This is a genomic window from Flagellimonas sp. CMM7 (assembly GCF_021390195.1).
Taxonomy (GTDB): Bacteria; Bacteroidota; Bacteroidia; order Flavobacteriales; family Flavobacteriaceae; genus Flagellimonas.
Window position 1 is genome coordinate 3,265,577 of sequence record NZ_CP090003.1, and the last position, 26,182, is coordinate 3,291,758.

At 36.7% G+C, this 26,182-nt stretch carries 25 protein-coding genes; 12 read left to right on the plus strand and 13 right to left on the minus strand.

From position 1 onward, the window contains the following. Positions 1–17 precede the first annotated feature (17 nt). The 6 genes from mazG to LV704_RS14730 all read left to right on the plus strand — a co-directional run bounded on the left by mazG (position 18) and on the right by LV704_RS14730 (position 6,373). Positions 18–791: a nucleoside triphosphate pyrophosphohydrolase gene (mazG, locus tag LV704_RS14705; protein ID WP_163423033.1), complete on the plus strand. Its 774-nt coding sequence runs from the start codon at positions 18–20 to the stop codon at positions 789–791. Between the two features lie 66 nt (positions 792–857). Continuing rightward, positions 858–2,435 (plus strand): sulfatase, encoded by a 1,578-nt coding sequence (locus LV704_RS14710; RefSeq protein WP_163423034.1) that lies wholly within the window; start codon positions 858–860, stop codon positions 2,433–2,435. Between the two features lie 79 nt (positions 2,436–2,514). Further along, complete coding sequence (locus LV704_RS14715; protein WP_163423035.1) at positions 2,515–3,882, plus strand: MATE family efflux transporter; 1,368 nt, start codon at positions 2,515–2,517, stop codon at positions 3,880–3,882. A 36-nt stretch (positions 3,883–3,918) separates the two neighbouring features. Then, positions 3,919–4,146 carry a hypothetical protein gene (locus tag LV704_RS14720; RefSeq protein ID WP_163423036.1) on the plus strand — a complete coding sequence of 76 codons (228 nt, stop codon included), beginning with the start codon at positions 3,919–3,921 and terminating at the stop codon, positions 4,144–4,146. A gap of 2 nt (positions 4,147–4,148) precedes the next feature. Next, the gene (locus LV704_RS14725; protein WP_163423037.1) at positions 4,149–4,718 is read left to right on the plus strand and encodes a phosphatase PAP2 family protein; all 570 of its coding nucleotides are present in this window, start codon (positions 4,149–4,151) and stop codon (positions 4,716–4,718) included. Then, positions 4,715–6,373, plus strand: coding sequence for a glycosyltransferase family 39 protein (locus LV704_RS14730; protein WP_163423038.1), 1,659 nt, complete (start codon positions 4,715–4,717; stop codon positions 6,371–6,373). Before LV704_RS14725 ends, LV704_RS14730 begins: the two co-directional genes overlap by 4 nt. Here the strand turns inward: LV704_RS14730 and LV704_RS14735 are convergent. Genes LV704_RS14735 through meaB form a run of 3 tightly spaced genes read right to left on the minus strand, consistent with a single transcriptional unit; the run spans position 6,370 to position 9,266 of the window. Then, positions 6,370–7,242: a lysylphosphatidylglycerol synthase transmembrane domain-containing protein gene (locus tag LV704_RS14735; protein ID WP_163423039.1), complete on the minus strand. Its 873-nt coding sequence runs from the start codon at positions 7,240–7,242 to the stop codon at positions 6,370–6,372. The genes LV704_RS14730 and LV704_RS14735 overlap by 4 nt on opposite strands. Continuing rightward, entirely contained in the window at positions 7,223–8,185 is a 963-nt protein-coding gene (locus LV704_RS14740; RefSeq protein ID WP_163423040.1) for a glycosyltransferase family 2 protein, read from the minus strand. Before LV704_RS14740 ends, LV704_RS14735 begins: the two co-directional genes overlap by 20 nt. 34 nt (positions 8,186–8,219) lie before the next feature. Continuing rightward, the gene (meaB, locus tag LV704_RS14745; RefSeq protein WP_163423041.1) at positions 8,220–9,266 is read right to left on the minus strand and encodes a methylmalonyl Co-A mutase-associated GTPase MeaB; all 1,047 of its coding nucleotides are present in this window, start codon (positions 9,264–9,266) and stop codon (positions 8,220–8,222) included. Positions 9,267–9,529: 263 nt separating this feature from the next. Here meaB and LV704_RS14750 point away from each other — a divergent pair, with 263 nt between their 5' ends. The 4 genes from LV704_RS14750 to LV704_RS14765 all read left to right on the plus strand — a co-directional run bounded on the left by LV704_RS14750 (position 9,530) and on the right by LV704_RS14765 (position 12,665). Continuing rightward, the gene (locus LV704_RS14750; protein ID WP_163423042.1) at positions 9,530–9,955 is read left to right on the plus strand and encodes an Ohr family peroxiredoxin; all 426 of its coding nucleotides are present in this window, start codon (positions 9,530–9,532) and stop codon (positions 9,953–9,955) included. 149 nt (positions 9,956–10,104) lie between these two features. Beyond that, positions 10,105–10,647, plus strand: a complete 543-nt coding sequence (locus LV704_RS14755) for an RNA polymerase sigma factor (RefSeq protein WP_163423043.1) — start codon at positions 10,105–10,107, stop codon at positions 10,645–10,647. After that, positions 10,631–11,224, plus strand: coding sequence for a hypothetical protein (locus tag LV704_RS14760; protein ID WP_163423044.1), 594 nt, complete (start codon positions 10,631–10,633; stop codon positions 11,222–11,224). Before LV704_RS14755 ends, LV704_RS14760 begins: the two co-directional genes overlap by 17 nt. After that, the gene (locus LV704_RS14765; protein WP_163423045.1) at positions 11,196–12,665 is read left to right on the plus strand and encodes a hypothetical protein; all 1,470 of its coding nucleotides are present in this window, start codon (positions 11,196–11,198) and stop codon (positions 12,663–12,665) included. Before LV704_RS14760 ends, LV704_RS14765 begins: the two co-directional genes overlap by 29 nt. Positions 12,666–12,668: 3 nt before the next feature. Here LV704_RS14765 and LV704_RS14770 read toward each other — a convergent pair whose 3' ends face one another. Then, on the minus strand, positions 12,669–13,397 hold the full coding sequence (locus tag LV704_RS14770) for a CBM9 family sugar-binding protein (RefSeq protein ID WP_163423046.1): 729 nt from the start codon (positions 13,395–13,397) through the stop codon (positions 12,669–12,671). Positions 13,398–13,436: 39 nt separating this feature from the next. Continuing rightward, complete coding sequence (gene msrA / locus LV704_RS14775) at positions 13,437–14,120, minus strand: peptide-methionine (S)-S-oxide reductase MsrA (RefSeq protein WP_163423047.1); 684 nt, start codon at positions 14,118–14,120, stop codon at positions 13,437–13,439. Positions 14,121–14,208: 88 nt separating this feature from the next. On the opposite strand from msrA, the gene LV704_RS14780 reads away from it, so the two are divergent. Next, positions 14,209–14,889, plus strand: coding sequence for a peptidoglycan DD-metalloendopeptidase family protein (locus tag LV704_RS14780; RefSeq protein WP_163423048.1), 681 nt, complete (start codon positions 14,209–14,211; stop codon positions 14,887–14,889). Between the two features lie 182 nt (positions 14,890–15,071). Then, positions 15,072–15,299 (plus strand): hypothetical protein, encoded by a 228-nt coding sequence (locus LV704_RS14785; protein ID WP_163423049.1) that lies wholly within the window; start codon positions 15,072–15,074, stop codon positions 15,297–15,299. Between the two features lie 253 nt (positions 15,300–15,552). On the opposite strand, the gene LV704_RS14790 is transcribed toward LV704_RS14785, so the two are convergent. The 8 genes from LV704_RS14790 to LV704_RS14820 form a co-directional block, all read right to left on the minus strand. After that, positions 15,553–17,130: an amidohydrolase family protein gene (locus LV704_RS14790; protein ID WP_163423050.1), complete on the minus strand. Its 1,578-nt coding sequence runs from the start codon at positions 17,128–17,130 to the stop codon at positions 15,553–15,555. 7 nt (positions 17,131–17,137) lie between these two features. Beyond that, entirely contained in the window at positions 17,138–19,651 is a 2,514-nt protein-coding gene (locus LV704_RS14795) for a M14 family zinc carboxypeptidase (RefSeq protein WP_163423051.1), read from the minus strand. A gap of 42 nt (positions 19,652–19,693) precedes the next feature. Further along, positions 19,694–20,911, minus strand: coding sequence for a sensor histidine kinase (locus LV704_RS14800; protein ID WP_163423052.1), 1,218 nt, complete (start codon positions 20,909–20,911; stop codon positions 19,694–19,696). Positions 20,912–21,075: 164 nt separating this feature from the next. After that, positions 21,076–24,438: a preprotein translocase subunit SecA gene (secA, locus tag LV704_RS14805; protein ID WP_163423053.1), complete on the minus strand. Its 3,363-nt coding sequence runs from the start codon at positions 24,436–24,438 to the stop codon at positions 21,076–21,078. Between the two features lie 133 nt (positions 24,439–24,571). Then, a complete protein-coding gene (locus tag LV704_RS14810; protein ID WP_013551418.1) occupies positions 24,572–24,796 on the minus strand; it encodes a DUF2795 domain-containing protein in 225 nt (74 codons plus the stop codon). A gap of 125 nt (positions 24,797–24,921) precedes the next feature. Next, positions 24,922–25,479 carry a cob(I)yrinic acid a,c-diamide adenosyltransferase gene (locus tag LV704_RS14815; RefSeq protein WP_163423054.1) on the minus strand — a complete coding sequence of 186 codons (558 nt, stop codon included), beginning with the start codon at positions 25,477–25,479 and terminating at the stop codon, positions 24,922–24,924. After that, entirely contained in the window at positions 25,476–25,610 is a 135-nt protein-coding gene (locus LV704_RS19990) for a hypothetical protein (RefSeq protein WP_255695540.1), read from the minus strand. The genes LV704_RS14815 and LV704_RS19990 overlap by 4 nt, the downstream gene beginning before the upstream one ends. 34 nt (positions 25,611–25,644) lie before the next feature. Beyond that, positions 25,645–26,028 (minus strand): hypothetical protein, encoded by a 384-nt coding sequence (locus LV704_RS14820; RefSeq protein WP_233782056.1) that lies wholly within the window; start codon positions 26,026–26,028, stop codon positions 25,645–25,647. Between the last annotated feature and the right edge of the window lie 154 nt (positions 26,029–26,182).

Here is a 26,182-nt window from a genome sequence, read left to right on the forward strand (position 1 = left end):
TAGGTAAAATTTTATAGATGAATGAAAGAGCTGAGCAGCTAAAGGCTATTGATAGACTGCTGAACATAATGGATGAGTTGCGTACACAATGTCCATGGGATAAAAAACAAACTATGGAATCCCTTAGGCATTTGACTATAGAAGAAACGTATGAGTTGGGAGATGCGATTTTAGAAAAAGATTTGGAAGAGGTTAAGAAGGAGCTCGGAGATTTGTTGTTGCATATTGTTTTCTATGCCAAAATTGGCTCAGAAACCAAAGATTTTGATATTGCAGATGTAGCTAATGGTATTTGCGAAAAACTAATCAACAGACATCCTCATATTTACGGAGATGTAAAGGTTGAAAATGAAGAGGAAGTAAAACAAAATTGGGAAAACATCAAACTTAAAGAAGGGAAAAAAAGTGTGTTGGAAGGGGTTCCCAATAGCTTGCCTTCAATGGTGAAGGCAAATAGGATTCAAGAGAAAGTTGCCGGTGTGGGGTTTGATTGGGAGCATCCAGAGCAGGTTTTTGAAAAGGTAAAAGAAGAACTCTCAGAATTGGAGGTAGAAATCAAACAAGGAAATCCGGACAGATTAGAGTCTGAGTTTGGAGATGTACTTTTTTCCATGATCAATTACGCACGGTTTTTGAACGTAAATCCGGAAAATGCTTTGGAAAGAACCAATAAAAAATTTATCAAAAGATTTCAGTATTTAGAAAGCAAAGCCAAACAAGCCGGAAAATCTTTAAAAGACATGACTTTGGCAGAAATGGATATTTTTTGGGAGGAAGCCAAAAAAATATAAGTTTTCCATTTATGGATATTCTGTATCTCGTATTTTCTATAGATTTATATGTTTAAAGAATTGAATATGAACATAGAAAGTGCATTTAAAAGTTTTTTGATATTCTTCATTCTTGCTGTTGTTTCATCATGCAATTCGAAAAAGGAAGAAGAAGTAATTGAAAAACCCAATATTCTCTTCATCCTTTCAGATGACCATACCTCTCAAGCTTGGGGCCTTTATGGAGGTATTTTAGAAGATTACGTAAAGAACGATAACTTAAAACGTTTGGCCAGTGAAGGAGCTGTATTGAACAATGCCTTTTGCACCAATTCTATATGTACGCCAAGCAGGGGAAGTATCCTAACAGGTCAATACAGTCATATAAATCAAGTTTATACTTTAAGTGAACCTTTGCCTAAAGGTCACCCCAATATTGCCAAGTCCCTTTCCGAAAATGGATACCAAACAGCAGTGATAGGCAAGTGGCACTTGGTAGGGCAACCTGAAGGTTTTGATTATTTTAATGTGTTGCCGGGCCAAGGACTTTACTGGAACCCAATTATGAAAACCAAAGAGAATTGGGTAGATGGATATGATGCAACAGGTGGCATAGAACATAAAGGTTTTTCAACAGATGTGATTACTGATTTAACTATTTCACACATCAAAAAGCGTGACACCACACAACCTTTTTTGATGTTCTGCAATTTTAAAGCGACCCATGAACCATTTGATTATCCAGAAAGGTTTGCCGGGTTATATGAAGATATGAAAATACCGGAACCGGAATCATTACTCGATTTTGGTAAAGAAACTACAGGAAGAACTTTTGGAGGACAGATTTTGGAGAGACTGGGCTCACGCTGGGAACAGGCAACAAAAAATCCTGATAAATTTTGGACAGATTACCCAGGTTTACCTTATTCCTTGGAAGGACTGGACAGTATACAGAAAAGAAAAAAGATTTATCAAAAACTGGTCAAGGATTTTATGCGATGTGGTGCCGCCATAGATGACAACATTGGAAAATTACTGGATTATTTGGAAGAAGAAGGAATAGCCGATAATACCATAGTAGTTTATACGGCGGATCAAGGGTATTTTCTTGGTGAGCATGGTTTTTTTGATAAAAGACTTATTTATGAAGAATCCCTTAGAATGCCTTTTGTCATTAGATATCCTAAAAAAATAAAGAAAGGGCAGCGAATTGATGATATAATTCTAAATATTGACTTTGCACCTTTATTGGCGGATTATGCAGGGCTTGAAAAACCTGATTATATGCAGGGGAGAAGCTTTAGAGATATTCTAGAGGGTAAGACACCAAAGGATTGGCGAAAGCAAATGTATTACAGGTATTGGTTGCACCACCCGCATAGACCTGCTCATTTTGGTATTAGAGATGATCGTTATAAACTGGCATTATTCTATGGACAGGGTTTAGATAAAAAAGGAACGTCGACGGACACGACCAAACCAGAATGGGAGTTTTATGATCTTAAAGAAGATCCTAAAGAACTGCACAATGCCATTCATGAAGAAAAATATACATCCATAATTGAGACCATGAAAAAAAGTTTACAAGATGAGCGTATAAGATATGGAGACTTAGACGAGGATTACCCTGTAATGAACGAGATATTGAGCACTTCTTTTGAATAAATATCGCTTTAAAAATCACTAAAACTGTTCGAGAAGGGTTAATGTAAACTGTATCTTTGGCAACTTAATTAAAGTACGGTTGCTACAAAGTTATTTTAAAGAGTTTCGCTATAACCTAAAACTGGCCTACCCAGTTATTTTAGGGATGTTGGGTCATACATTTGTTGCCTTTGCGGACAATATTATGGTTGGTCAGCTAGGTACCGCAGAGTTGGCAGCAGTTTCCCTAGGTAATAGTTTTGTTTTCATAGCCATGTCTTTAGGTATAGGATTTTCCACGGCAATAACTCCTTTAGTTGCTGAGGCGGATGGTGCAGGCAATAAAGCAGATGGAAAAAGCGCGTTAAAACATGGGTTGGTGCTATGCACAGGGCTTGGACTTTCGCTTTTTGGAATCATACTGCTTTGCAAACCACTTTTGCATTATATGAAGCAACCTCCTGAGGTGGTGGAACTAGCCATCCCATATTTAGAGTTAGTTGCTTTTTCCTTGGTTCCTCTTATTATATTTCAGGCATTCAAACAATTTTCAGAAGGACTTTCCCAAACTAAATACCCCATGTATGCTACGATTCTGGCAAATGTGGTGAACATAGTTATTAATTACTTGTTGATTTTTGGCTCTTTTGGATTCCCAAAAATGGGAATTGTAGGAGCTGCTATAGGTACACTGGCTTCCAGATTTATAATGGTAGGGTATATTTGGTTCTTGTTGAAGCGCAAAGAAAAGTTTGAAACTTATGTGACCGGCTTCAATTTTAGATTGATTGAAAAAAAGGTCATCAAAAAAATAGTCAGTTTGGGTTTTCCGTCTGCACTGCAAATGTTTTTTGAAGTGGCAATTTTCACCGCGGCCATTTGGCTAAGTGGTGTATTGGGAAAAAATGCCCAAGCAGCAAATCAGATTGCACTTAACCTGAGTAGTATGACCTTTATGGTGGGTATGGGCTTGAGCGTTGCTGCCATGGTACGGGTAGGGAACCAAAAAGGATTGCAAAATTTTAGAGAGTTAAGAAGGATTGCAAAATCCATTTTTTTTCTAACATTTTTACTGGAAATAGTGTTTGCTACAGTCTTCCTTATTGGAAGATATTGGTTGCCTACCATTTATTTAGATGTGGATGATGTGGTCAACCAAGTAGATAATACAGAGGTAATAATCATTGCGGCCAAACTATTGTTGGTTTCTGCATTTTTTCAAATTTCTGATGGGATACAAGTAGTGGTTTTAGGAGCGTTAAGAGGGCTTCAAGATGTAAAGATTCCTACCTTGATTACGTTTATTGCTTATTGGTTGATTGGTTTCCCAATCAGTTATTATTTTGGATTGTTTACAGAATTTAAGAGCACAGGTATTTGGATGGGTCTTTTGTTGGGACTAACGGCATCAGCAGTAATGTTGTATATTCGATTCAACTATTTGACTAATAAATTGATTAAAGGTTAAACTAAATTCCAACTATTGGAATTCAACTTAAATAAAATGGAATTACCTAAATTTCTATTAGGAGACAATACGGATCATCCCAATTCAATTTTTATTGTCCATACAGAATATCCACGTTTTATTATCAACCTAGAAAATGATGAAGTAGAATGGTTGGAAGAATTCTCAAAAGAAGATGAAGAAGAGTTATCTGCAGAGGCAGAAATTCAAATAGAAGCGGCCACCGCCTTTTACGATAGAGAAGTGTCTAGATATGACTCGTAAAGATGCTTGAACAACTTATACAATTTGACAAAGAAGCTTTTTTGTTCCTTAATGGTTTAGGGACAGAAACATGGGATGGTTTTTGGATGTTTATGACCAAGACCAGAAATTCGGCTCCTCTTTATCTTCTATTACTTTATTTATCCTTTAAGAATTTTGGATTAAAGAAGACAGCCGTGATTTTGGTAAGCATAGCCTTATTGATTACCTGTACAGACCAATTGTCTAATTTTTTTAAATATGGTATTGGTCGTTTAAGGCCATGTCATGATCCTGAGGTAAGCGGCATCATGCGTTTGGTTAAGAGTTATTGTGGAGGAAAATTCAGTTATTTTTCTGCGCATGCGGCCAATTCTTTTGCTCCTGCCACCTTTTTTTCAATTCTTTTTTATAAAAACGTAAAATACATTGGTAACCTTCTCATTTTATGGGCTTTCATTGTCGCTTATAGTAGAATATACATAGGAGTTCATTTTCCTTTAGATGTTGTTACAGGAATTGTAATTGGCGCTGTTTTTGGATGGTTATTTGCGAAGTTGGCTATATTTGCATTCCAAAAAATTGGGACATGATATCTTCAGCCAGATATTGGTTTTTACTTTCCCTTGTAGTTCTGGTATATATTGCCGGGATGTTCGTAACCCTTTTTGAGAATGATTCTGCTCAATTTGCAGTAATGGCCATGAGAATGGTTCAGGAAAATGATTTCTTCAGTTTAATTAAAGGTACAGAAGAGTATTTGGACAAGCCCCATATGCACTATTGGTTGGCGGCCTTGTCTTTCAAAATTTTTGGCATCCATGATTGGGCTTATAGGATACCGGGAATTTTGGCGATTCTCTTAGGAGCATATAGCTGTTATGGTTTAGGGAAGTTACTTTACAATAAGGATATTGGTAAGTTTTCTGCACTGATCTTCATGACGGCCCAAACGATTGTGTTATCCAATATAGATGTTCGTACAGATGCAGTACTTACCGGTTTTACCATTTTTTCTATCTGGCAACTTGTTCTATATATTGAAAGAAATACACTCAAAAATATTATGTTGGGCGCTTTTGGAGCAGGTATAGCCTTTTCCACTAAAGGTCAGATTGCCTTGGTCGTTATTGGTATTTCTATTCTTTGTCATTTGGCGTATACGCGTAAGTGGACACGCTTGTTAAATTGGAAAGTCTTAATTGCTTTATTTGTTTTTGGATTGACCATAACGCCTATGCTCTATGCATATTATGTGCAATTTGATTTACATCCAGAAAAAGTTATTAGGGGAAAGAGCAACCGCAGTGGAATCTTTTTTATTTTTTGGGAACAAAGTTTTGAAAGATTGAGTGGAGAGGGGGTAGGTAAGAACAGTAATGATTTCTTTTTCTTTTTTCATACTTTTTTATGGGTCTTTTTACCTTGGACTGTCCTAGCTTTAATTGCCTATTGGCGAAGAGCAAAGACATTTTGGAAAATGCGGTTTGCATATAGACCACAATTTGAGTTTTTAACCTTGGGAGGCATTACAATTATATTTTTCCTGATAAGCTTTGCTCAATTTAAGCTTCCACATTATATAAACATTCTAATACCATTGTACTCCATATTAACTGCATCTTACCTGTTCAGTTTATATCGCCACGCTAAGCATTCTATTATTAAAGGAATTCTAGGGGTACAATACTTTGTCCTCAGTTTGGTGTTCATCTTTACGCTATTGGTGTGTTTTCATGTTTTTAAGTTTGACCGTATTCACTGCTACATAATCCTATTGGGCGTACTTGCAGTCATAACCTATTTTTGTTTAAAGCGAGAAGAATATTATATGCGTATCATCACTTTATCAGTGTATAGTTCTTTGTTGTTGAACGGGGTACTGAACACACATTTTTATCCTTCTTTGCTAAAGTATCAGGCTGGTTCCACCATGGCAGAAAAAGTTTCTGAACATGATATTCCTGTGGATAACATTTACAAGATTTCTGAAAGACATACTTGGGCCTTGGATTTTTATAACCGAAACCCGGTAAACATTATTTCCAAAACTGAGTTAATGGATAAAAGTGATGTTTGGGTTTATGCTACCGATCAAGAGTTACAGGAACTTCTAGGTTCAGATTTCCATTGGCATGAGCAGATAACCGTAGACCAGTTCCGCATTACTCGTTTACAGATTAAATTTTTAAATCCACATACGCGTGCCAAAAAACTGAATAAAATGCATTTGGTGCACTTGGATTAAGATATTACCTCCAATTTCGGCTTCTTAAAATGGTAAATTATCCCAAACAGGGAAATTAAAGCAGTCATAAGAAAGAATACAAAACTGATACTTATGGATGTGTTTGCATCCAGTCCAAGCCATTCAGCACCATATAAAAAAGTAACCTCTCTACTTCCAATTCCACCAATGGTTAAAGGAACCACGGATATTATTGAAGAAACTAAGAATACAAAAAGGTACTCAAAAGTGGCCAGGTTAATGGAGAACGACTTTAAAATGCAAAGAATACAAATAAGCTGGGAAAGTTGAACAAGTGCTGAATAGCTGACAGATTTCCAGAAAATGGGCAAAGTGTATGAAAAGAATCTTTTGTGAAGGAACCAGAATGTAACTATGCTAAGAGGTATTGCAAATACGATTAACCATATAAAATCCTGAAAGAAACTACTTTTTACTAAAAGTGCCGAGAAGCAAGCATATATAAAAATCAATAACATTCCACTTAAGCGATCTAACAACAATACTGAGACTACTTTTTTGGTTCCTGATTTATATTCCTTTTGAATAACATAACCTTTGTAAGCATCTCCGCCAATTCCGCCGGGCAAGAAAAGATTATAGAACATGCCAAGCAGATATAGTCTTAAATTACTGATTTGGGTAATCTTTACACCAATTTCATGAAAATACAGGTTGAGCCTAAATGCTGCCATTACTTTAGAAAAAACAACAAGTAAAACCCCTAAAACCAAATAGAGGGGATTGCTCTTCTTTAAAGTACTAACAATATCTTCAAGACTGATTTTGGTGAAAATGAAATAAATCAAAGCTGCACTAACAATGATTTTTAATGCAGTGATGAGCTTTTTACGCAGCTTTTCCGTCACCTATTGTAATTTTTTTGACACGATATGGTCTTTTTTGTTGAGATTCATAGTACGTACGAATGAGCAACTCCATAACAATACCAATAGTGAAAAGTTGAATACCTCCCAGAATAAACATTACTCCAAAAATTAGCAAAGGTCTACTGCCAATATCTTCACCAAAGCCCAATTTTACTATAAGTAAGTATATGTTAATAAAGAATCCGAGAATAATCAATAATACTCCAAAAATTCCAAAAAGGTGAATAGGTCTCTGAAAGTACTTTCTAATAAAAAGTAAGAGCATCATGTCTGCCACTACTTTAAAAACGCGCTCTAATCCATATTTGGAAACTCCTGCATGTCTGGCATGATGTTTTACAGGCACTTGTTTTATCTGCGCTCCTTCCAAATGGGCCAGAAGAGTTATAAAACGATGCATTTCACCATAAAGGTTCAATCCTTTTGCAATGTCTTTGGTAAAAACCTTTAATGCACAGCCGTTATCCTTAATGTCTAATTTGGTAACTCTTCTTACCAAGAAATTGGCAATCTTAGAAGGTATTTTCTTAACCAAGGAATCCTTTCTTTTTTGACGTATTCCAGTTATTAGGTCATATTCTTCACTTACAGCATATTCAAGCATTTGAGGAATATCAGAAGGATCGTTCTGAAGGTCACCATCCATGGTAATAATATATTCTCCTTCGGCATAATCAATTCCTGCTGCCAATGCCAAACTTTGGCCGTAATTTTTTTTCAACTCAATAAGATGGACTTTGTTGTCATCCATGTCCTTGACAACTTTTCGGGTTTTATCCGAAGAAAAATCATCTATGTAAATTATTTGATATGAATACCCTACAAGACTTTCATGGATTTTTTCGGTCAATAAAACCACATTGTCTTCTTCATTGTACAAAGGAACTACTATAGATAGGAGGGAGTTGGTGGCGATGCTCATGTATTGTCTTATGATCTGGGCAAATTTACTTCTTTTATTTAAGTTCCTTGGTGACGTTGTCCAGTAGTGTTTTGGCAGCGTAAAAAGGCGATATTTTGTTTTGCTCAACCGCCTGTATCATTTTTTCCTTCATCTCTTTATAATATTTCTTTTGATGGAAGAATTGCTTTAGTTGTTCATCCACAGTTTGAAGAAACCAATTCTTGTTTTGGATTTTTCTGTTTTTTTCAAAATGACCATTTTCTCTATTCTTAGAAATAAAATCGACTATCATTTCCCATATCTCAAAAATCCCTTTGTTTTCGATTGATGAACAGCTCATAACCTTTGGGGTCCAACCATTTTCTTTTGGAGGGTATAGGTGCAATGCCCTTGAAAACTCTGTTTCCGCCAGTTTTGCTTTTTTAAGATTATCACCATCAGCTTTGTTAATGGCAATGGAATCTGCCATCTCCATAATGCCTCTTTTAATACCTTGCAACTCATCACCTGCACCGGATAGCTTCAGTAAAAGAAAAAAATCAACCATACTGTGCACCACGGTTTCACTCTGTCCAACACCTACTGTTTCTACAAGTATAATATCATAACCAGCTGCTTCACATAGAATAATACTTTCTCGAGTCTTTCTAGCAACGCCACCTAAAGATTCTCCCGAAGGTGAAGGTCTAATAAAGGCACTGGGGTCTTTTGCCAATGTTTCCATTCTGGTTTTGTCCCCAAGAATACTCCCTTTGGTTAGGGTACTAGTGGGATCAACGGCTAAAACAGCTACTTTTTTACCAAGATTGGTAAGCGTTTTTCCAAATACCTCAATAAAGGAACTCTTTCCTACACCGGGAACTCCAGTAATTCCAATCCGGATACTTTTATTGGGTTTAGAAAGACATCTTTCAATTATAGCATTGGCCTTTTCAAAATGTTCGGGTTTAGAACTCTCTAGAAGAGTAATGGCCTTTGCAAGAATGGCCTTGTCTCCATGAAAAATACCATCAACCAATGATTTGATTGATATTTCTTGCTTTCGAAGCTGTTTTATTTTTGAAACCGTATTTGTGGGTATATCTTTTTTACTTGCCAAGGATAAAGTTCAAAGAATTCATTACTAAGGTATAAAGTTTTCAGCTGTTTTATGGATTGCTGGTTGTTGTTAAAATGCGTAAACTGATTATTGTTTTGCCGGATTAACAATATTTACGATGTATTTCACACAAATTTAAAGAAAGACATTAGGTACTATTCCCCTGCAAGTGTTAACTTCTCTGGTTAATTATAAAATGAATCGAGCAATTTGCTTTGTACGGTCAATTGTTTCAAAGAATTAAAAATTAAAGAGACTTACAGATGAAAACTATTTTTGAAAGTAAAGCTACCAATACAGGAGGTAGGTCGGGACATGTTCAAAGTGAGGATGGAGTATTGAATTTTGATATTAGTATGCCCAATTCCAAAGGCAAACCTAATACCAAATCGACCAACCCAGAGGAACTTTTTGCCGCAGCATATTCCAGTTGCTTTGCTGGCGCACTGCAGGTTGTGGCCAAAGAACACCATGTTGATGATTTGGGTGATTTTAATGTAACGGCAACTATATCTTTTAATACTGAAGAGGATGGCGCTTTCTTAGAAGCTACATTGGATTCTTATTTGCCAACAGTAGATAAAAATACCGGTGAGAGTTTGATAAATGCGGCACATGAGATTTGCCCATACAGTAAGGCCACAAGGGATAATATTACTGTTCACTTAAATTTAGTAATGGACGGTTAACAAGGTAAAAATGCTTCACAACATAATCCCGTTGAGACTTCAACGGGATTTTTTTGTTAAAAATCACATAAAAGAGGGCTACTTTGCAACGATGCATTTTTTACATCGTCCTTAACATAGACAACCAAAACGCCAAATAACTGCTGACCATGTTTCAAATTGAACTGGTAGAACAATGTAAAACGAATGACCGAAAGGCACAATTAAAGCTTTATAAGCAATATTGTGACGGTATGTTCTGCGTGGCGATGCGTTTTTTAAAAAACCCAGATGATGCAGAAGATGTAGTGCAAGAGTCTTTTATCAAGGCATTTCAGCGAATAAGTCAGTTTAAGGGAGAGGTAACATTTGGGGCCTGGTTAAAAAGAATTGTAGTGAATAGAAGTATCGATTTTTTAAAGTCAAAGCATCAAAAAACGGAAGAATTGAATGAAGGGTATTTACATCTTGCGGAGGATGAAGATTGGACCATAGAAGATGGAATCTCTATTGAACAAGTAAAAACGGCAATTGAAGAATTACCGGACAAATATAAATATGTAGTGAAATTGTTTCTTTTAGAAGGGTATGATCATGCTGAAATTGCACAAATACTGGAAATTTCGGATACAGCATCAAGAACCAGATTGTTACGTGGAAAAGCACGATTAAAAGAAACACTTAAAGATAGAGCTTATGGCACAGGATCTTAGAGAATTATTTGAGAAGGAACGTGAGCAAGCAGTTCACAAGATGAAGGACGGATATGAAAATCGTTTCTTGTCTAAGTTGGAAATGGAAATGCCAACCGAGAAAAAGTCAGGTTCTTTTCTCTGGCTGTCCATTGCAGCTTCTGTGGTGGTGATACTAGGTTTGGGGATTTACTATTTCTCCTCTATAGATAATGTGGGTTCAAATTTAAATCCAACCGTGGTTGAAAACAATACTTCCAAAAATGAACAACAAACTATTTCACTGGGGGATCTTTCGCCAGATTTAAAGAAAATAGAAAGCTACTATGTTACCAATATTAATTTAGAGTTATCTGATCTGGAATTTACTGGAGACAATAAAGTAGTTATAGATGGCTATATGGAAAGGCTTGGGGAACTTGATAAAGAATACAATGAACTGAATATAGAGCTCAATAAAATTGGACCCAATGACCAGACTATTGCTGCCTTGGTTAAAAATCTTCAGTTGAGGCTACAACTATTACAAAAATTAAAAACGAAGTTGAATCAATTAAAATCATCAAAAAATGAACAGAAATCATCAAATATTGTTTAATATTTTTCTTTTTACCATGGCCAGTGTTGTCTGCTATGGTCAGGAAAAATCTAAAACGTACAAGGAGACCTTTAATGTAAGTAAGGACGCGGTACTAAATATTGATACCAGCCATGCTGATATTGAGTTTGAGACTTGGGATAAAAATCAAGTAGAGGTTATTGCCATAGTTGAACTAGAAGAAGCAACAGATGAGGAGGCCGAGTCTTATTTTAAGAAAGACGCCATTAAAATTGTTGGAAACAGTAAAGAAATTACAGTAAGAACATCAGGAGTGAATTTTGGAAATTCATTTGATTTTGGAGATTTGGACATTGTTGTTCCAGATGTATCATTTGTTGAGCCACTTTTTGAAACCATAAGAATTCCTGAGTTACCAGAACTGGCAGAGATTCCAGAAGTACCTGAAGTATTTGTAATTCCAGAAATGCCTCCAATGCCTCCAATGCCTTTTGTTCAGTTTGATTATGATAAGTACAAAAAAGATGGAAAAAAGTACCTTAAGGAATGGAAAAAAGATTTTGATAAAAACTTTGATGAAGAATACCAAAATCGTTTTGAAGAATGGAGTGAAGAGGTGGAGCAAATGGCAGAAGAAAGAGAGATACAAAATGAAAAGCGCCGAGAACAAAGACAGAAACTTTTGGAAGAACGTAATGAATTGCGTGAAGAAGCGCGTGCTGCCCGCAATGATGCCAGAGCTCAACGCAATGAACTCAGGGCCGCAAGAAATGAGGTAAGAGAGGAAGCTAGATCAGAAAGGGTCTTTACCATTAGAAATGGCAATGGTTCCGATACGTTTTATTTTTCTTCGGATGGAGAGAACAAAAAATATAAGGTAAAAAAGAGCATTAAGATAAAGATGCCTAAGTCTGTTAAGCTGAAAATGAACGTTAGGCACGGAGAAGTAAAATTGGCTGCTAACACCAAAAACATTAATGCAAGCTTGTCATACGCAAGCTTGCATGCTTCAACCATTGATGGTGAAAGAACAGATATAAGAGCATCCTATTCACCGGTAATTGTTCAGAAATGGAATTTGGGAAAATTAAAAACCGACTATTCAGATTTGGTCAATTTAAAAGAAGTGAAAGAGCTTAAATTGAATGCTATTTCTTCTAATATAATCATTGATAGGTTGGAGGAGAAAGTAGTGGTCACCAATAATCTTGGAGAGTTAAGCATTAATTCAATAGCCAATGGTTTTTCTAAGGTTGATATTTCTGTGGAGAATGGAGAGGTCAGTTGTAAAATTCCTTCAACACCTTTTTCAATATATGTTACTGAAAGAGCTTCGGAATTTAAATATCCAGAAATACTGGCGATAGGGTCTTCCAATCATTATGGCGCTATAATTCATAAAGGATACCATATCAATAACAAAGAAGGTAAATCAATCAAAATCAATTCTAAATACAGTGAAGTAGTATTAAAGCAATAAGATTTACTTAAGTATTAATGTCCCAAAAATATCTGCATTGATCCACCCCTGATTCTTATCTTCTCCAGGAACAAATACAGACCCAATAAAATTCTCTCTCTCCTTACTGGAATCATTATCACAATAAGCCAAGGCAAACCCTATCTTTTTATTTTTTGATAAACCTTTGGGTGTATTCTCTTTTTCATCCATATAATCATCAGAAAAAAGTTTTACGGCTATTTCCCAAGTTGTGGTTTTGTCGTTTGTAACATGTTTAGACGTTACATGATCATTATACAGTTTTGGTTTCTCATCTGTAGCCAAATCAACCACATTTCCGTCTATGGCTACATGATAGGCAAAAGCATTATGTGTAAACTGATGTGCTCCTCCGGAGTTGTCTTCGTCAACAAAAACTTCTACGCAATCATCATCCCACCACAATTTTAATGGGTCTTTATGTTGGTCTAAAAGGACATCATCTGTGATTTCAACCAAAAGGTAAAGTGCGTCCTCGTCCCAACTTAACTTATACCTACCGTTAAAGTCATCATTGGTATAGGCATTTCCAAGCCAAAGTTGGTCTAGGGCCAACCATTCAGCATTGCCCCAACACGCATCAAGGGCTTGCCCATCAATAGTTGGGCTTTTTTGAGCTTTTTTTACTTCTATTAGTTGATGGTCTTCTTTTTGATTGGGAGAACAGCCTATTAGCACTAAAAAAAGGGCCAAGCTTATATATTTTTGCATGACCCTAAGATAACTATTTTAAAAAACCTCTTACAGTTGTTAATGCGATTCTTCTTTCAAATAGGATTTGAAATTTTCCTTAAACCTATTATATCTGGGGATTGAAACGTTTCGTATATAAGAGTTATTTGGATTTCTCTTTTCAAAATCTTGATGATAATCTTCTGCTTTGTAAAAAACATCAAATTCCTTAACCTGCGTGACTATAGGACGATCATACACACTTTTAGACTCTAAAAGTGTTACATAATCTACTATAACTTTCTTTTCCTCTTCATTTTTATAAAAAGCGATGGAACGATATTGAGCTCCCCGATCAGGCCCTTGTCTATTTAAGGACGTAGGATCGTGAGAACCAAAAAATACCTGTACCAATTTGGTGAAGGATATAACTTCTGGGTCATAAAACACTTCTACAGCTTCTGCGTGTCTGGTACGACCATAGGCCACTTGTTCATATGTAGGGTTTTCTTCAGTTCCGCCAGAATAACCAGAAACAACTTCTTTTACCCCTTTTACACTTTCAAAAATGGCTTCTACACACCAAAAACAACCACTTGCAAAATAAGCGGTCTCGTAATTTTGTAACTCCTCAACGGTGAGTTCAATTTTTTCTATGGTCTCTTGCTGGGCAAGAACGGGTTTAATTGCAGTGTTTTTGGGTTGGCAACTAGCAGAGGCCAATAAAACAGATATTAAAAAAGTAATTCTTGCTATCTTCATCTTGGTTTTATTGCTTAGTAGCATCAAGATAAGAAGTATTACTTGTGTTGCTGTTAAAAATTGTTAATCCATCAATGTTTTGTACATAATGAATACCTTGGAAGTATTGCTTAAGGAATATGATACCAGTCCTATATCCATATTAGATTCAGACATACCGCTGTCTGACTACTGTCTTATTGATTTGTCTTCAAAGAACAAAGATTTAGAAAGATTTGATATTACTTCGCCAGACTCCTGTCAAGAGTATGTGGATGAGGTTCTCTCCAAACACAATGCTAACGTTGCTTTTGGTGGATACTTGGAACATAGGTCCTTATACACTAAATCTGAACGATTTTTGACCACAGGTGAACGCAACATTCATCTAGGGATGGATTTTTGGTGCAAAGCAGGTACCAAGGTAATTGCTCCTTTGGACGGAAAGGTCCTTAGTTTTAAAAATAATCATGATATGGGCAATTATGGACCAACCATCATTTTAGAGCATCAAGTAGGGGAAACTATCTTCTATACCCTTTATGGGCATCTTTCTTTGGAGTCGATTGACGGACTTCAAATTGGAACCCAGTTTAAAAGAGGAGAGGTGCTTGCAACTTTAGGTACTCCAGATATAAATGTGAACTATGCCCCGCATTTACATTTTCAAATCATATCGGATTTACAAGGATGTAAAGGGGACTATCCAGGGGTATCTTCCAAGAATGACTTAGGTTTTTATCAAAAAAACTGTCCAAATCCCAACCTTTTATTGAAACTCTCTTTTTAAAACATCGATGAAATGCACGTGGAATCGGCAGGGTGTTTTTGACCTTAAAAACGTTTGTCGAGGATAAAATACACTTTACCTGAAAAAGGTTCCCACACCGAAAAAAAAAGAAGGTTAAACGAGTTAAATCCAGGCTACATGGCATGTGAGGGTACATTTACATTGTAATAAAAACCCAAGTCATGAAAGCAATTTTAACCATCATCGCAATAATCTTCTTCGGAACTCTAGCTACTGCACAAGACACTGTTAAGGAAGTAAAAGCTGAAACTATTACTGTTGGTGTTGAATTGAATATTGAAATTCAGGAAACAGAAACTGAGATTGCTAGACTTTATATGTTCAAAAACTCTAGAGTTAAAAAAGAGCTTTCTTTTAGAACTAAGAGAAACAAATCTAAATTGGCATAATCATGATAATGGGAATCGCTATTCCACTTACTTTATTTTTTAGCACGGCATTTGTTATTGCGTCGATTGCTTTTTCATTTCGAAAAAAAAAAGATTCCAGTAGTACATCAAAAAAAAAGTAGGCCATTTTAACTAAAATGACCCACTATAACCTTTAATCGGAAAAAACTGTAACGGAGCGATATTTAAGTAGTTCTTAAATCAGTTAGAATACTTTTACCAACTTAATATTTAAACCTCTAAAATATGTACGCTATTTTAATCCCGGTTGCTTTATTTTGTAGTTTAATTTTTGTTTCTGCTGCTGTACTGTTGTTTTTACGTCTTGCAAAAGTGCCTTCGCGTCGTAGATAATTCCATCTTTTATGGTGTAGGTCACACCACCAACACGTACAACTTCGTTATCTTCTGTTAATTTAACGGCTCCAGTTCCATACAATACCTTTAGGTTTTTAAGTGGGTTTTCTGATACCACTACAAAATCTGCCAATTTCCCTACTTCTACGGTTCCAATTTTATCTGCCATTCCTAAGGCTTCGGCACCATTTAAAGTAGATGATCTAATAATTTCCAAAGGATGAAAGCCCGCTTCGCGAAGCAATTCCATTTCACGGATGTATGCAAACCCATACAATTGAAAAATAAAGCCTGAATCTGAGCCAGTAGTAACTCTGCCGCCTCTATTCTTGTATTCGTTAACGAAAGTCATCCAAAGCTTGTAATTCTCTCTCCACGCCACTTCTTGCTCAGTACCCCAATCATGCCAATAGGAGCCGTGGGAGATCTTACTTGGCTGATAAAAGTCCCAAAGGGAGGGAAGCGTATATTCTTCATGCCATTCTGCCCTTCTGGCTCTATGTAAATCACGACTTGCTTCATAGATATTAAAAGTTGGGTCAAGGGTAAAATCTAAACTTATCAGCTCGTCCATAACCTTGTTCCAATGCTCGGAATATGGTTTTGCGGCCTGTTTCCATAATTTACCAGCTTCTTCAAACCTATGTTGTTCATTTTGGTAGTTATATCCCAAGGGATAGTCCTGAACCGTTCTATCTTCAAACAAAGCCTCTGGAAGTCCGTACCAATGCTCCATGCTGGTTAAACCCGCTCTTGCAGAGTGCAACACATTCCAACGGGCAACATCCAATTGTGCATGGTGACAAGCAGAACGTAAGCCTAGTTTTTTATTCTCATCCAAAGCTGCCGCCATTATTTCTGGTGCAGCTCCAAAAAATTTAATTCCATCTGCTCCTCTTTCCGCATTGGCCCTTACCCATTTTCTGGCCTGAGCTGGAGTACTTATAGGTGCATCGTTCAATGGGTTAAAATCTTTGGTTTTCTGCCCAAAACCAGTGTATGCAAAGACTCTGGGTGCTATAATCTCGTTTTTCTCACTTTTTCGCTTTAAATCCAAGGTCCAGTCAACCCCACGCCCGCTGGGTTCCCTTACTGAAGTGATGCCATGGGCCATCCATAGTTTAAAAACATAATCATAATCTGCACCTTGTGCTATTCCTCCAATATGGCCATGCATGTCTACAAAACCTGGTAAGAGGTACATGCCATTACAGTCAAGTTCTTTGCCGCCTGGTTTTAACTTTGGTTTTTTGGAGTCTTCAATTTTAACGCCTGGGTAACCAACTACCTGAATTTTTACAATTTTATTGTTTTCTACGACTATATCAATTGGGCCACGAGGTGGTGCACCGTTTCCATTGATTAGTGTAACACCTCTAATAATGAGCTGAGGAAAAGGACCTTCACTCATATTTTCTTGTCCATAACTTAAAATAAATTGGAAAAGAAGTAAAAAAGAAAGTAATTTTTTCATAAGTGTATTATTCTGGAATTCTGATTTTATGTCCTAAAAACAAAGCATTTAAAAATAAACGGTTGGTACCGTACCAAGATCCTCTAAAATTGGGGTTATCTGCAAATAAAACTACTCTGCCACTTCCTAATTTACTTACGATTAGAGAAGCCGAAGGCTTTAAGTTTTCTTCCATGTTCTTCTTGGTAATAAACCCATCAATGTGTGGATCTTTGGCATACTTTGCTACTGTAGCATACTCATTTTTACTGGGTGCCAACCAAACAGAGTTGTTTTTATACACTGGAATGGAAGTGTCATTATAACCAAATGCTAGAGGATGGGTAATATCTAAATCCACTTTAAAAATTGCACCACCTAAGCTTTCTTTTCCTAAGTCTTCAGGTGCATTTACATACGATTTTCGTTGAACAGTTTTTGTTGAATCTTTTTCTTTTTCAATCAATTTTTCTTCAACTATTTTTTTGTCCACGGCCCATTTTGAAGCAGTTCCGATAGTAATCAGCGTATTGCCTTCGCTGACCCAATGCTTTATTTTTTCTTGTTGTTTTTTGCTGAAATTATATCCTCCAGAAACCATCACTAAAGTGTTGTACTTATCCAAATCGGCTCTTCCAAAGTTTCGAATTGGGATTTTGGTTATTGGCATATGCACTCTAGTGTCCAGTAGATGCCATACTTCACCAGCTTCATAAGAACGTACCCCGTCGCCTATTATCATGGCAGCCTTAGGCTTTTTTAGAGGAGAAATCCACCTACTTCCTAAATCAATTCCTTTTAAGCTATATCCTGAGTTAACAGCATATATGGGAACATGGTATTTCTTTTGTACTCGTTGAACTAACTCATAAACCGCATTTGCATCCTTTTTTTGAAGGCTTACCGGAATTACCAGTGCACCATAACCAAATTCTTGACTACCCACAGAAGTATTGGCCGTAAAAGGTTTAGAAGAAGAGGAAATAACAAGCCCTTTAGATTGTAAATGATTGAGCGCAGCTACTGCATTGTAATCATTATAATCAATGATATAAGCATATTCAGATTTGCTTACGGCCGTTGTTTTTACCAGATTGTCCAGTGATGTAACCTTCTCACCGAGATTTAAGGAGGTAACTGGTTTGTACTTCATATTGTAAAAGTTGGCTACAGACCAAGCAGATGCATCGTAATAAACGCTGTCGCGGTATTTCTCATACGTCTCAAACATAGTCTGTACCATTCTATATTGAGGTTGTCTTGTGGGAACCGTGAAACTATTTCCATTTTTATAGACATCAATTTTATGAAGAAGTAGTTTGTCCACAAAAGCCTTGGTCCTGTTTGCGTCGTATTCTTCTTTGAAGGTATATCCCTTTATCTTGCCCCGTGAAGCGTTGGTCAAAGCGCTTTTAAAGAAATCCTGTTGATATTTCCTCAACAGTGCCTTATTTTCAACTGCAGCCTTTACCGTGGCAATACTAGAGATATATTGATTTCGGATAGTAAACGGAAAAGTGATTTCACCAAAATCCGTGGTTTGTTTATGTCCTCTGGAACTTGCCTGTTCAAATAGCAGTCCCAATCCGCCTTGTAAATCAGGGTAGGAGGAACCATAACCTGGATAGGTGCCATCAAAAACTTCTTTTGTAAAATAAAATGAACCGATACTATCCAATGCTTTGGAAAAATAATCACCAAATAGATTGTTGAGGTCAATGTAATTTTCCTTTGGCATTATTGGGTTCAAGGAACCATTATCTTTCATCGGCTCAAAGAAATAGGAGCTTTGTGTACCCATTTCATGAAAATCCGTAACAACGTTGGGGTACCATTCATGATACCAACCTAATTTTCCTCGGCTTTCGGGATTTATTCCCAACAACCAATCACGATTAAGATCAAACCAATAATGATTGGTTCTTCCGCGTGGCCAATATTCATTATGCTCAGCATCTTGAGGGTCCGCCACTAAGGGATTACCTTGGTACATATTTGCCCATTGTGTATGTCTATCCCTACCATCTGGATTAATCGTCGGATCAATAAAAATGATTCCTTTTTCTAAATAATTCAGTATTTCCGGGTTGTTTGAAGCAACCAAGGTATAGGCCATAAGTATTGCTGCTTCTCCACCAGAGGGTTCATTGCCATGTACATTGTATCCCAGGTTTATAAATATGGGCACATCATCATAGTTGGTCGGGCTTTTAGCTGGATCCGTAAAGTCCAGATGTTGCGATTTCAATTGATCTAAATTCCCCAAATTTTCAGGAGAAGTTATCGTTAGGATAACCAATTTTCTTCCTTCATGGGTTCTTCCGTATTCGTAAATGGAAGCTCTATCAGAAACTTCAGAAAGTTTGGTTAGATAACTTACAATTAAGTCATGTCTTGTGTGCCTTTCACCAATACTATATCCCAAAAATTCTTCAGGTGATGGAATGTTAGAATTGAAAGGGTGAAATTTTTTAAAGAAGTAGTCCTGAGCTGAAAGGGAAGTACTTAAAAATAGTGCTCCAAGGAGTAATTTTTTCAACATAAATTAGAAGATTAGTTAATCTTCTAAAGATATGAAAAGGTTTTAATCGACAGAGTTGAATTCTTCTATTATTTCCTCAAATTCCATTCTGTAATAGGTTCCTTTTTTTTCTGAGTCCCTGGTGATGGAACCTCTTAATTGGCGGGCAAGGTTGTAGATAAGTTTTAACCCTAATGATTTTGAAGTTTTAGGGTCAATGTCATCGGAATATCCAATACCGTTATCACCAATGTACATTTCATAGCGCTTTTCTGATAGTTTGCGAAGCGAGATTTGGATTTCTCCGGCCTCGTCTTCCGTAATGCCATATTTAAGGGCGTTGGTAATCGTTTCATTGATAATAAGGCCAAGGGGGATTACAGTATCTATACTTAGCTTGTTCTCATCAATATCCAATTTTACCTTTACATTGTTGGTGTTTCCTTTTACTGATCGAACCAAATATTCACATAATTCTTTTACGTAAGGTTTTAGCTCAATCTTTGATAAGTAATCATCTCGCTTATAAAGCATTTCATGAACCATTGCCATGGAAACCACTCTATTCTGACTACTCTTGATAATACTGCTGATTTTTTTATCCGCTATGGACCTAGATTGTAGACTCAATAAACTTGAAACAGTTTGGAGGTTATTTTTTACCCTATGATGCACTTCTTTTAGTAGTGTTTCTTTCTCATCAATTCGTTCTTGAATCTCCCGCCTGGATTTGTATAGTTTATGGTGTGCCCGCAATAAATTCTTTCCAAAAACACCTCCCAATAAATAAACTGCAAAAACTACACTCATAAAGGAAAACCAACTTCTCGATTCCAGAGGGACCGTATTTCCTGAGATTTTGAAATCGCTTAGGTCATATAGAAATATAATGGCAACAACTACCAGGTTAATAATAAGATATACCTGTCCATAAACTTTTGTGGTTACATATCCGGCAAAAACTACTATGGCCAATACAAAAATGAAGGGACTTTGAATACCGCCACTAAATAGTGTTATTAAGGTGGCACCAACCATGGCCAGTATGGATGTAATATTATATGTTATTGTTAGATTTCCATGCTTACCAAATAAAAAGGTATTCAGTAGGTTTAGGGCTGCAAAACCAAAAAATGTGTAGGGGATTATTCCTTTTACATCTAACAGGAATATGCATATTAGACCTAGTAAAACCGCAAATAAAGAAGAACTGTAGTTGACCTTGAGCACCAATTGAATTTTGTCCTGTAAACGATATTTGTCCTTATTAGGAATTTTCATATGCTGCGTTGGTTGTTCTCCTTTACCACAGATTTATGTTAAAAAGAGGTGGTAAAAGTAGCTTTTTATGGGGTGTTTAAGCTATAAATCTAACTATGTTTTTTATATAATCAAAAACGACAGCCCTAAAAAGCTGTCGTTTAATTGTTTTAAATATTTTGGGATTAGTCTTCCATCAACACCCATTCACCTTTATGTATTAGAGGCTCAGCTTGTTTGTATTTAACGGTCTTACTTTCACCTGACATTACATTTTTTATAGTGACCCGGTCGTTTCTTCCAATTTTTGGCTTCTCCCTAACAATAGTTTCTGTAACAGGTGGTCTTCCTCCCCGAGTTTGACCAGCAGCTCTATTTTGAGCGGCCAATTCATCACTATTGGGTATTTCTTCTTTTGAAGTCTGTATATTTTCCTTTGGCCTACGAACATTTCTAGCCTCTTGGATCTGATTTGTATTTTCTGTAGGTAATTCTCCTTTGAACAAAAAGGAAATAATCTCTTTGTTCACTTTGTCAATCATTTCTTTGAAAAGTTCAAAAGCTTCGAACTTGTATATTAAAAGAGGATCTTTTTGTTCATGAACGGCCAATTGTACAGATTGCTTTAATTCATCCATTTTGCGCAAATGCGTTTTCCAAGAATCATCTATGATAGCCAAAGAAATATTTTTCTCGAAATCTGTAATTAACTGTTTTCCATTACTGGAGTAAGCGCCTTCCAAATTGGTTACAACGTTAAGGGATTTAATACCATCTGTAAATGGAACCACTATACGTTCAAACTTATTGGATTGATCTTCATATACTTTTTTGATCACCTGAAAAGCTACTGTAGCACTTCTTTCCATTTTTTGCTGATAGAAATCATAAGCAGCGTTGTAGACACTGACAGCAATATCTTGGAAGCTCAATTTTTTAAATTCCTCTTCTGTTACAGGAGAAGTAATTGAAAAATATTTGATTAATTCAAACTCAAAGTTTTTGTAATCATCTGCGGCCTTATTGGTATCTGCAATAACTTCAGAAGTATCATAGATCATATTGGCTATATCCACCTTTAAACGTTCTCCCTGCAATGCATGTCGTCGTCTTTTGTAGACCACCTCACGCTGAGCGTTCATTACGTCATCATATTCTAACAAGCGTTTACGAATACCAAAGTTGTTTTCTTCTACTTTTTTCTGGGCACGTTCAATGGATTTGGTCATCATGGAGTGCTGAATAACCTCTCCGTCTTCCAAGCCCATGCGGTCCATCATTTTAGCTACACGATCGGATCCAAACAAGCGCATTAAATTATCTTCCAAAGAAACATAGAACTGTGAGCTTCCTGGATCTCCTTGACGTCCAGAACGACCACGTAACTGTCTATCTACACGTCTGGAATCATGACGTTCCGTACCAACTATAGCCAATCCTCCAGCATCTTTTACCTGGGTACTTAGTTTAATATCCGTTCCACGACCCGCCATGTTGGTGGCTATGGTCACTATTCCTGCATTACCGGCTTCTGCCACAATATCTGCTTCTTTTTTGTGAAGCTTTGCATTTAGTACGTTGTGTGGAACCTTTCTAACACTCAATAATTTAGAAAGCAATTCAGATATTTCAACAGAAGTAGTACCAATTAGTACTGGCCTTCCTGCTTTAGATAGTTGGGTGACCTCTTCTATGATTGCATTGTATTTTTCACGCTTGGTCTTGTAGATCAAATCATGTCTATCATCACGGGCAATAGGTCTATTGGTTGGAATTTCCATGACATCCAACTTATAGATTTCCCAAAATTCGCCAGCTTCTGTAACCGCTGTACCGGTCATACCTGCCAGCTTGTTGTACATTCTAAAGTAGTTCTGGAGGGTAATTGTGGCGAAGGTTTGAGTCATGGCCTCAATCTTTACACTCTCTTTGGCTTCAATAGCTTGATGTAGCCCATCAGAGTAACGTCTTCCATCCATGATACGACCAGTCTGCTCATCCACAATCATTACTTTGTTATCCATGACCACATATTCCACATCTTTTTCAAAAAGGGTATATGCCTTTAATAATTGACTCATGGTATGGATGCGCTCACTTTTAACCGCAAATTCTTTAAAAAGAACTTCTTTAAGTTCCGCTTCTTTTTCAATCTCTAGATTCTGGTTTTCAATTTTTGCAATTTCACCACCAATATCTGGCATTACAAAAAAGTCTTTGTCCTGATCTCCAGAAATGTAATCAACCCCTTTATCCGTTAATTCAATTTGATTGTTCTTTTCATCAATAGTGAACAATAGTTCCGCATCAACCTTTGGCATTTCGCGGTTGTTGTCCTGCATATAGAAGTTCTCTGTCTTTTGCAGTAACTGTTTTACACCTTCTTCACTCAAAAACTTGATTAAGGCCTTATTTTTGGGTAAACCCCTGTGTACGCGAAGTAATTGAAAGCCACCTTCCTTGGTATCTCCTTCGTTAATTAATTTTTTGGCCTCCGCCAACACTCCAGTTAAATACTGTCGTTGCTTTTGAACAATATCACCAACTTTTGGCTTTAATTCATTAAACTCGTGTCTATCTCCTTCAGGAACTGGGCCAGAAATAATCAAAGGCGTACGGGCATCATCTATCAATACAGAATCCACTTCATCCACAATAGCGTAATGATGAGGCGGCTGTACCAAATCATCTGGGGTATGTGCCATATTGTCCCTTAGGTAATCAAAGCCAAACTCATTGTTGGTACCGTAGGTAATGTCAGCGTTATATGCTGCTCGTCTACCTTCGGAATTTGGCTGATGCTTGTCTATACAGTCCACAGAAAGACCATGGAATTCAAAGATAGGAGCCATCCATGCGCTATCCCTTTTTGCCAAATAGTCATTCACCGTGACCAAATGTGCACCTTTTCCAGATAAGGCATTTAAATAGAGTGGGAGGGTGGCCACCAATGTTTTACCTTCCCCTGTATGCATCTCCGCAATTTTTCCTTCATGCAGGGCAACTCCTCCAATGAGCTGAACATCATAATGTACCATATCCCAGGTAACTTCCTTACCAGCGGCATCCCATGAGTTTTTCCAAACGGCACTATCCCCTTCAAGGGTAACATAATCTTTTGTGCCAGAAAGCGATCTATCAAATTCAGTAGCGGTTACAGCAATGGTTTTATTGGCGGTAAAACGCTTCGCTGTTTCTTTAACTACTGCAAAAGCCTCTGGAAGAATAGTATTCAGGGTATTTTCAGAAATCTTGTAGGCCTCTTCATTGAGTTTGTCAATTTCAGTGTAGATTTCTTCATTACGATCTATATCGGTAGAATTCTGGACTTCTTCCTTTAGTGCTTTTATTTTATCGTCTACCTCCTTACAATCTTCTTGTATCTGAGATTTAAAGGAAACGGTTTTTTGTCTTAGTTCATCGTGGGTCAATCCTTCAAGCTGTTCTTCAAAGGATTTTATCTCTTTGACCAAAGGCTGTAATGATTTTACGTCTTTTTCTGATTTATCTCCAACGAAAACCTTTAGTACGGAATTAATAAAGCTCATGAATAATTTTTCTTTTGGATTGCAAAAGCTGTTCCATTGTCCTGGGGAGGGTAGAAACCTTTTGCTAGGCTGTCAAAATTACATAAAAAAAAGCCTCGTAAGAGACTTTTTAGTAGTGTTTGTTTTTCTAAAATTAATACTCGTCCTCATTCCAGAGGTAATCCTCTTCGGTGGGATAATCGGGCCATATTTCCTCGATGGACTCGTAAATTTCACCACCCTCTTCTTCCATTGATTGAAGATTTTCAACAACTTCCAATGGCGCTCCGGTACGGATGGCATAATCTATTAATTCGTCTTTGGTGGCTGGCCAAGGCGCATCACTTAAATATGAAGCTAATTCTAATGTCCAGTACATAGTAACGGTTTGATTTTAAATTTTTTGCAAAAATAATTTTTAAACTGAATTTGTCAAGCAAAATCGACTTTATTTAAAAAAATATTTTCAACATATTAATCTGTAACGCAGAAAACAGGGATTTATTAGTCCAATTTCTCAGGAATCCACTTGACCTCTTCTGCTTGCAAATCTTTTGACAACTTCCGTGCCAAGACAAAAAGGTAATCGGAAAGTCTGTTTATGTAGGCAAGTAGCATGTCTGGTATGGGGTCATTTTCGTGTAAGTACGAAATCATGCGTTCCGCCCTTCTGCAAATTGTTCTGGCAATATGACAGTATGACACTGTTGTGTGTCCTCCTGGTAGAATAAAATGAGTCATTTCTGGAAGTTGTTCGTTCATTTGATCCATCTCCTTCTCCAAAAGCTCAATGTCATCCTCATTTATTTTAGGGATTTTTAAACGATTTTCTTTTTTTGGCTCTGTTGCTAAAATTGCACCTACTGTAAAGAGCTTGTTTTGAACCAAAGTGAGAACTTCTTTTGAGTGATGATCGATCTCTTGATCTCGCAACAGTCCCAAAAAGGAATTTAATTCATCTACAGTACCATAGCTTTCAATTCTAATATGGTGTTTGGGAACTCGTTTGCCCGTAAAAAGTGCTGTGGTAGCTTTATCACCGGTTTTGGTATAAATCTTCATTTTTCGTGTCTACGTTTACCGTCCATAAATTTTCGAGACTTTCTGTTTCTTGTGCCTCTTTTGTTTTTGAATAAAATAGCTAGATAAATGATGGCCAAAACCCCTAGAATGTAATAAATAGGATCACTCATGATAGAAGTGTTTTTGATATCTAAATTTACTTTTTTAAATCCGGATGGTGAAATGTTCTTTTACTTGCTCCTTTCTAATAAAAAGAACACCACAATGGAACATATCTATGCTTACCGTAATCATTGGTAACGCAACCAGTTTTCTCCAAAGCTCTTGTTTTTCTGGAGTTTGATGGATTGAGTTAATAAAAATCATACTGTTATAATGGAATTTACCTTCTGATAATAAATGCTTTAGCTCATCGACCCTTAATTCTTCTACATAAAGTAAATCAACCATATTTGCATCCATGATTACAATTGGGAAATGCATATACAAGCGTTTTTTAAGGTCATCACTTCCCTTAAGCTCAATGGCATTATAATCAAAATATGAAATACTCTTTAATAGTATGTTGATTGACTTTACATTGTCCAATTTTTGTTTTGAGTACAAGCATTTAGTTACATAATTAAAAACAAAAGGGGAGTGGACACCATGTTGATTAGTTGATTTTATAAGGAATTTTAAGTAATTGATTATTTGGAGCATGCAGTGTATTTTGTCAGTTCTAGCGCAGTCGAGAACTAAT

What these genes read in the sequence shown, in the direction of transcription:
- mazG (WP_163423033.1), top strand. Translation starts at nt 18, where the DNA reads ATGAATGAAAGAGCTGAGCAGCTAAAGGCTATTGATAGACTGCTGAAC.
- LV704_RS14710 (WP_163423034.1), top strand. Translation starts at nt 858, where the DNA reads ATGAACATAGAAAGTGCATTTAAAAGTTTTTTGATATTCTTCATTCTT.
- LV704_RS14720 (WP_163423036.1), top strand. Translation starts at nt 3,919, where the DNA reads ATGGAATTACCTAAATTTCTATTAGGAGACAATACGGATCATCCCAAT.
- LV704_RS14725 (WP_163423037.1), top strand. Translation starts at nt 4,149, where the DNA reads ATGCTTGAACAACTTATACAATTTGACAAAGAAGCTTTTTTGTTCCTT.
- LV704_RS14730 (WP_163423038.1), top strand. Translation starts at nt 4,715, where the DNA reads ATGATATCTTCAGCCAGATATTGGTTTTTACTTTCCCTTGTAGTTCTG.
- LV704_RS14740 (WP_163423040.1), bottom strand. Translation starts at nt 8,185, where the DNA reads ATGAGCATCGCCACCAACTCCCTCCTATCTATAGTAGTTCCTTTGTAC.
- LV704_RS14750 (WP_163423042.1), top strand. Translation starts at nt 9,530, where the DNA reads ATGAAAACTATTTTTGAAAGTAAAGCTACCAATACAGGAGGTAGGTCG.
- LV704_RS14755 (WP_163423043.1), top strand. Translation starts at nt 10,105, where the DNA reads ATGTTTCAAATTGAACTGGTAGAACAATGTAAAACGAATGACCGAAAG.
- LV704_RS14760 (WP_163423044.1), top strand. Translation starts at nt 10,631, where the DNA reads ATGGCACAGGATCTTAGAGAATTATTTGAGAAGGAACGTGAGCAAGCA.
- LV704_RS14765 (WP_163423045.1), top strand. Translation starts at nt 11,196, where the DNA reads ATGAACAGAAATCATCAAATATTGTTTAATATTTTTCTTTTTACCATG.
- LV704_RS14770 (WP_163423046.1), bottom strand. Translation starts at nt 13,397, where the DNA reads ATGCAAAAATATATAAGCTTGGCCCTTTTTTTAGTGCTAATAGGCTGT.
- msrA (WP_163423047.1), bottom strand. Translation starts at nt 14,120, where the DNA reads ATGAAGATAGCAAGAATTACTTTTTTAATATCTGTTTTATTGGCCTCT.
- LV704_RS14780 (WP_163423048.1), top strand. Translation starts at nt 14,209, where the DNA reads ATGAATACCTTGGAAGTATTGCTTAAGGAATATGATACCAGTCCTATA.
- LV704_RS14785 (WP_163423049.1), top strand. Translation starts at nt 15,072, where the DNA reads ATGAAAGCAATTTTAACCATCATCGCAATAATCTTCTTCGGAACTCTA.
- LV704_RS14790 (WP_163423050.1), bottom strand. Translation starts at nt 17,130, where the DNA reads ATGAAAAAATTACTTTCTTTTTTACTTCTTTTCCAATTTATTTTAAGT.
- LV704_RS14795 (WP_163423051.1), bottom strand. Translation starts at nt 19,651, where the DNA reads ATGTTGAAAAAATTACTCCTTGGAGCACTATTTTTAAGTACTTCCCTT.
- LV704_RS14800 (WP_163423052.1), bottom strand. Translation starts at nt 20,911, where the DNA reads ATGAAAATTCCTAATAAGGACAAATATCGTTTACAGGACAAAATTCAA.
- secA (WP_163423053.1), bottom strand. Translation starts at nt 24,438, where the DNA reads ATGAGCTTTATTAATTCCGTACTAAAGGTTTTCGTTGGAGATAAATCA.
- LV704_RS14810 (WP_013551418.1), bottom strand. Translation starts at nt 24,796, where the DNA reads ATGTACTGGACATTAGAATTAGCTTCATATTTAAGTGATGCGCCTTGG.
- LV704_RS14815 (WP_163423054.1), bottom strand. Translation starts at nt 25,479, where the DNA reads ATGAAGATTTATACCAAAACCGGTGATAAAGCTACCACAGCACTTTTT.
- LV704_RS19990 (WP_255695540.1), bottom strand. Translation starts at nt 25,610, where the DNA reads ATGAGTGATCCTATTTATTACATTCTAGGGGTTTTGGCCATCATTTAT.